Genomic DNA, 4,174 nt, shown 5'->3' with positions numbered 1-4,174 from the left:
CCGCAGCACGCCGCCCGAGGGGCCGCAGGTGCAGGGGCTGCCACCGCCGCTGGCGCGCAGCAGGCGCCCGCAGATGAAGACGGTGTGGCTTCGTTGAAGACGGGGATGTCGCCCAGGGTGTGAAAGTGCTCCCATGCAATGCCCTGCGGGTCGGTCACCCAGTGCTTTTCGCTGCGGGCGTAGCAACAGGTGGTGTTGCCCTCGTCGAGCAAGGCCATGTCGGCGGCCTCGGCGCGGGCCTTCAGTTCGGCCAGCTCCGCAGCGTCGTCGGTCTGCATGCCAAAGTGGTCCAAGCCTGGCTTGGCGCCGCGCGTGGAGATGGCGAAGTTGACGCGCGGGTCCTCCAGCATCCACTTGGCGTAGTCTGCCTCCACCCGCGTGGGGGCCGCAGCAAACAGCTTGGAATAGAAGGCGATGCTCTGGGTCAGGTCATCGACATGCACATGGGCGTGGAAGCGTTTCATGGGGTTCTCCTCGGGGGAAATGGACAGAGGGACAGAGACGGTCAGCAATGGCAAGACGCGGCCGCGTCGGCAGGCGCGCAGCCCTGGCCTTCGCAGCAGTTTTCAGTGAGGTAGGCCAGCAGCGCATTCATGGTGTCGAACGCGGCGCGGTAGATCAGGTTGCGGCCCTGTCGCTCCTGGCTGATGAGCCCGGCATGCGACAGCTCCTTGAGGTGAAAAGACAGGGTGTTGGGCGCCACCTCCAGCTGGGCGGCCAAGTCGCTGGGGGTCAACCCTGCAGGGCCCGCTACCACCAGCGCACGGAAGACCCGCAGGCGGACCTCCTGGGCCAAGGCTGCGAGGGCTCGGACAACATCGGTTTCTTGCATGGATCAATAATACAACGATTGTTGAATTATTGAAATAGCATCCCAAAAATCACGAAAAACCCACACTCGCTCCAGGTGACCTCCAACCACCCGGAAGCGCACACCCGCCACAGGCTGTTACGCGTTGGCCCCGCCCCACGGTCGTATGATGACCCGCATACAAAAAAGGGCGGGAGCACGTGGACGATATGGTTTCAATCTGGCATGGCGCCATGCAGGTGTTTGTGGTGGGGTTTCCGCCACTGCTGCAAAGCCTGCTGTTCTGGGTCTTTGCGGCACTCGTCGTGCACGTGTGCCAGCAGTTGGTGGAGCACACCGCGTATTCCGTGGACCCGTCCAGCCGCCGCATCAGTGCATCGCACGCAGCCCTGTGCATTGGCTCCATTGTGTGGGCGCTGGATGTGGTGGGCCTGTTCCTGTACAACGAGCTGTCGCACCATGTGCTGGAGCTGGTGCCCGCGCTCAGCGGCCTGGTCATCATGGTGGTGAGTGCGCGGCTCACCATCCCCACCCTCAGCACCGGCGCCAGCAAGCGCCGCATTGCGCTGGCCAGCTTGTGGCTGGCGATGGGCACGCTGGCAGGGCACTTCACCATCACCAGCAGCCATGTGCAGAGTTTCGGGCAGATCAACCTGCCGGCCACTGTGCTGTCGCTGGGCATCGCCACCGGCATTTCTTGCTACTGCGCCATCCGCCACCGCGCCGCCAAGCTCAGTGTGCTCACCCCCCGCTACCGGGCCCAGAACTGGACAGACAAGCTGCTGTGCGGCGGCGCGATCCTGGTACTGCACTGGCTGTTGGTCAACACCTTTCCCATGCACCAGGGCAACCACGATGCGGCGTCCGATGGCGCTGCCTTGCTCGTTGTGATGCTGGTGTTTGCGATGGCGGTGGCCATGGAGCATCTGAGCAACCTGCGCTCGGACGCGGGGCGCCAGCAGCTGCTGCGGCGCGGGTTGTCGATGATGCGCACCTCGGCACTGGCCCACAACGCCCACACCGACATTCAGCAGTCGCTGATTGCCGACCACCTGGACCGTCTGCTGCATCCCGACAACCTGGCCCTGCATTTCCAGCCCATCATCCACACCCAGCGCACCGGGGTACAGCTGGAGGCGCTGCTGCGCCTGACCGACACCACCCTGGGCCGCATCAACCCCGAAACCTTCTTGCTGGTGTGCGAGCTGCAGGGCAAGACGGCGGAGGTGGACCGCATGATTGTGTGCAACGCACTCGATCATCTGTGCAACTGGCGAGCGCAGGGGATGGATGCAGTGTCGATCAGCGTCAATGTGGCACCGGTCACGCTGATGCACGAGAGCTTTGCGCCCTGGCTGGGCCTGCAGCTGGCCCAGCGCGGCCTGCCCCCGCGCATCCTGAAGCTCGAAATGACCGAGCATGCCGTGATTGCGCTGGGCCCCCAGATGGTGGCGGCCATCAGCGCGCTGAGCGCCTTGGGTGTGGCCGTTTTGATGGACGACTTTGGCGCCGGATATTCGTCGCTGGGCATGCTGGCCGAGCTGCCGATTGCGGGCATCAAATGCGACCGCCTGTTCGTACGCCAGCTGCCACACGACCGCCGCCGCCAGAAGCTGCTGCGGCACATCAGCTCGCTGGCGCGGGACCTGGGCCTGTCAGTGGTGGTTGAAGGCGTGGAGACGCCCGAAGAGCTGCGGGCCCTCGCCGCCGCCGGGCTACACCACATCCAGGGCTACCTGTTCAGCCGCCCCATTGCAGCGCCTGACGTGCCCAATTGGCACCGAACGCAACTGCAGTCGCAGCGTGCCGCATTGCAAGCACTGCTGCACACGCCGGGCAGTGGCCGGGACAGCGATACCTCTTTTGTGCCCACGCAGCCCAGCACGCCTTGGGCCTCGGGGGCATGACCCCCATGGCTGCACTGAAAACCCTGGTCCTGGGCGGCTACGGCAATTTTGGGGCGCGCATCTGTCGCGCCCTGGTGGGCGATGAGGCCACACGCCACCACATGGCCCTGCTGGTGGCGGGCCGGGACGCCTCGCAAGCGAAGGCCCTGGCCGCCTCGCTGGGCCACGGTGCGCAGGGCGTGGCGCTGGACCACCAAGTGCCGGGCCTGGCCGCCACCTTGCGCGAGTGGGGTGTGGGTCTGGTGATCCACACGGCGGGCCCTTTTCAGGCGCAAGCCTACAACGTGGCCCAGGCGGCGGCCGAGGCGGGCGCGCACTACATCGACCTGGCCGACGGCCGCCGGTTTGTGTGCGACTTTCCGGCCGCGATGCAGGCTGCATTCACTGCCGCCGGGCGCACGGCCATCGCTGGCGCCAGCACGGTGCCCGCGCTGTCCTCGGCCGTTATCGACCACCTGTGCGCGGGCTGGCAACACATCCACAGCATCGACATCTGCATTGCCCCTGCGCAACGAGCGCCCCGGGGCCAGGCCACGCTGGCGGCCGTGCTGAGCTACTGCGGCCTTCCCATCGATGTGTGGGATGGTGGACGGTGGCAGCCGTACCGGGGCTGGGCGCGGCCCAGCCCCGTCCAGTTCCAGCGGCTACGCCCCCGTCTCGGGGCGGTCTGCGACATCCCTGACCTGGAGATCTTTCCCGCCCATTACCAGGCCCGCGACCGTGTCACCTTTCGCGCTGCCCTGGAGGTCGGCCTGGCGCAAAGAGCCTTCGCCACCCTGGCAACGCTGCGCCGTTGGGGCGTGCTGCCCCACCCCGAAAAGCTGGCCTGGCTGATGCACCACGCGGGCGGCGCGCTGGACTTTCTGGGCACGCCGCTGGGCGGCATGGTGGTGCGTGTGGCGGGCGCGGATGCGCAAGGCCAGCCCCGGCGCCGCGCATGGCACATTGCGGCCGATAACGACCATGGCCCCGAGATTCCCTGCATGGCCGCCATCCTGCTGGCCCGCCGGCTCGCAGCCGGGCAACCGCTGCCCCGCGGGGCGCACACCAGCACCAGCCTGCTGCCCCTGGAGGCCTTTGCACCCGAGTTTGCGAAGTGGGGCATGGTGACCGATGTGGTGGAGGAATGAGGCCATGGCCCACCGGAAATTGACCTTCCTGATGCCAGCGCGTGCCGACATTGTTTTTGATGCCTTCCACTACCACGAGTGGCGGTGCCAGTGGGATTCGCTGGTGCGCCGTACCAGCATGGAAAGTGGTGCGCCCTGTCCCAGTGTGGGCGCCACCACCGAGAACCTGGGCGCCGGCGCGTTGCGGGCGCTGTCCATGCGCACACAGTTCGTCAGCTATGACCGCCCCGTGCTCGCGGCTGCGGCTATGGTTGGCCGTACGTTCCCTTTCACCCAGTGGGCAGCCTCCATGCGCCACCAGGGCCAAGGCCCCCACCAGTCCCTGC

Annotated in this window: 4 protein-coding genes and 1 pseudogene; 3 read left to right on the top strand and 2 right to left on the bottom strand. The window is 66.6% G+C overall.

Annotated elements, in window-relative coordinates:
* On the bottom strand, positions 1-464 hold a 464-nt coding region (locus DBR23_RS23045), incomplete at its 3' end, for an ArsI/CadI family heavy metal resistance metalloenzyme (RefSeq protein ID WP_146191420.1).
* Between the two features lie 41 nt (positions 465-505).
* On the bottom strand, positions 506-832 hold the full coding sequence (locus DBR23_RS23040) for a helix-turn-helix transcriptional regulator (protein ID WP_108499698.1): 327 nt from the start codon (positions 830-832) through the stop codon (positions 506-508).
* A gap of 188 nt (positions 833-1,020) precedes the next feature.
* Between DBR23_RS23040 and DBR23_RS23035 the strand changes: the two genes are divergently transcribed.
* The 3 genes and pseudogenes from DBR23_RS23035 to DBR23_RS23025 all read left to right on the top strand — a co-directional run.
* Positions 1,021-2,718 carry an EAL domain-containing protein gene (locus tag DBR23_RS23035; protein ID WP_233250690.1) on the top strand — a complete coding sequence of 566 codons (1,698 nt, stop codon included), beginning with the start codon at positions 1,021-1,023 and terminating at the stop codon, positions 2,716-2,718.
* A 5-nt stretch (positions 2,719-2,723) separates the two neighbouring features.
* Complete coding sequence (locus DBR23_RS23030) at positions 2,724-3,848, top strand: saccharopine dehydrogenase family protein (RefSeq protein ID WP_108499721.1); 1,125 nt, start codon at positions 2,724-2,726, stop codon at positions 3,846-3,848.
* A gap of 4 nt (positions 3,849-3,852) precedes the next feature.
* Positions 3,853-4,174 (top strand): annotated as a pseudogene (locus tag DBR23_RS23025) (hypothetical protein); the annotation flags it as partial.

Source organism: Acidovorax sp. HMWF018 (assembly GCF_003061035.1).
In the GTDB taxonomy this organism is placed as follows: Bacteria; Pseudomonadota; Gammaproteobacteria; order Burkholderiales; family Burkholderiaceae_C; genus Acidovorax; species Acidovorax delafieldii.
Note: the sequence above shows the minus strand (reverse complement) of the source record. Positions and strands in the feature narration are given on the sequence as shown.

Coding starts and splice junctions, on each gene's coding strand:
- DBR23_RS23035 (WP_233250690.1), top strand. CDS start 1,021: ATGGTTTCAATCTGGCATGGCGCCATGCAGGTGTTTGTGGTGGGGTTT.
- DBR23_RS23040 (WP_108499698.1), bottom strand. CDS start 832: ATGCAAGAAACCGATGTTGTCCGAGCCCTCGCAGCCTTGGCCCAGGAG.
- DBR23_RS23030 (WP_108499721.1), top strand. CDS start 2,724: ATGGCTGCACTGAAAACCCTGGTCCTGGGCGGCTACGGCAATTTTGGG.